We start from the raw sequence: 1,145 nt of genomic DNA, 5'->3' as shown, positions 1-1,145 counted from the left end.
TGCGAGGCCTCTGCAAAACCTGACTGTTCTATCCAGATGTGATTCACTTGCGCGTAGTCGGAGGTGAACGGGATGGCGCAGGACAGTTTCATTGAGGCTTTGCTGCCGGCGGGCTTTGGGCGCAACGAGCGGCTGGAGCGCATTTCGGGCCTGATCGATTGGGGCCGTCTTGCCGTCCTGATCCGGAAGGTGCGGCCGGGCGAGACCGGTCGGCCGCCCTACGCGCCGCTGACAATGTTCAAAGCCTTGTTGCTGCAGCAGTGGTACGGACTGTCCGACCCCGGTCTCGAAGAGGCCCTGCTCGACCGAGTTTCGTTCCGGCGCTTCTGCGGGTTCGCGCTGGATGCGCAGACACCCGACGAGACGACGCTTTGCCGGTTTCGCAATGCCTTGCAGCAGGCCGGCCTGGGAGACGCCCTGTTTCAGGAAGTTCTCCGGCAGCTCGAAGCGGCTGGATATGTCTTGAAGACAGGGACTTTGATCGACGCAACCCTGGTTCAAAGTTCAGGGCGGACGCCTGCCTCGGGATCGACCCCGCGCGAGGTCGAGAGCCGCTCGTCACACGATCCGGAAGCCAACTGGACAAGGCAGGGCCCCAAGCGCCAGCTGTTCTTCGGCTACAAGGCGCACGTTGCGATCGATCAGGGATCGGGGCTGATCCGGGCCCGCAAACTGACCGGGGCGAAGACGTATGAGAGCCAAGTCGCCGACGATCTCGTCCTCGGCGACGAGAAGGCGGTCTATGCCGACAAGGCCTACGAGAAGCGTGCGCGCCGCCAAGCCCTCAAAGCTCGTGGCATCAAGGATCGCATCCAGCATCGTCGCAACAAACACCAGAAGACGCTGCCGCGATGGCAGGCCGTACGCAACAAGCTGATCGGGCGCGTGAGGCAGGCGATCGAACGGACCTTCTCGCAACTCAAAGGCCGCTACGGCTTCACCCGCATGCGCTACGCCGGCATCACCGCCAACGCATTCCACCTCGATCTAATCTCGATCGCCTACAACCTGCGAACCGCAGCCGCCATCCGCTGACCAATCTCCGGCCACGGCGGCCGAAACCGCCGCTCGCAGCCAAATCGCATCACGCCATCACCCCTCCAGCTGCCAACTCGCCAAATCAACGAGTTTCGCAGAGGTCTCGC

The 1,145-nt window shown here is 63.0% G+C and carries 1 protein-coding gene; it reads left to right on the top strand.

Going from position 1 to position 1,145, the window contains the following annotated elements; translation table 11 throughout:
* The first annotated feature begins 72 nt into the window (after positions 1–72).
* On the top strand, positions 73–1,035 hold the full coding sequence (locus VRZ08_RS25040) for an IS5 family transposase (protein ID WP_414534248.1): 963 nt from the start codon (positions 73–75) through the stop codon (positions 1,033–1,035).
* The last annotated feature ends 110 nt before the right edge of the window (positions 1,036–1,145 follow it).

Origin of the sequence: Rhodopseudomonas sp. G2_2311 (assembly GCF_047501505.1) — a bacterium.
Lineage (GTDB): Bacteria > Pseudomonadota > Alphaproteobacteria > Rhizobiales > Xanthobacteraceae > Rhodopseudomonas > Rhodopseudomonas palustris_H.
The sequence above is the reverse complement of the archived record's forward strand: the minus strand, read 5'-3'. Positions and strand labels throughout refer to the sequence as shown.

Excerpts from the sequence above, each read along its gene's own strand:
- VRZ08_RS25040 (WP_414534248.1), top strand. The coding sequence starts at position 73 with ATGGCGCAGGACAGTTTCATTGAGGCTTTGCTGCCGGCGGGCTTTGGG.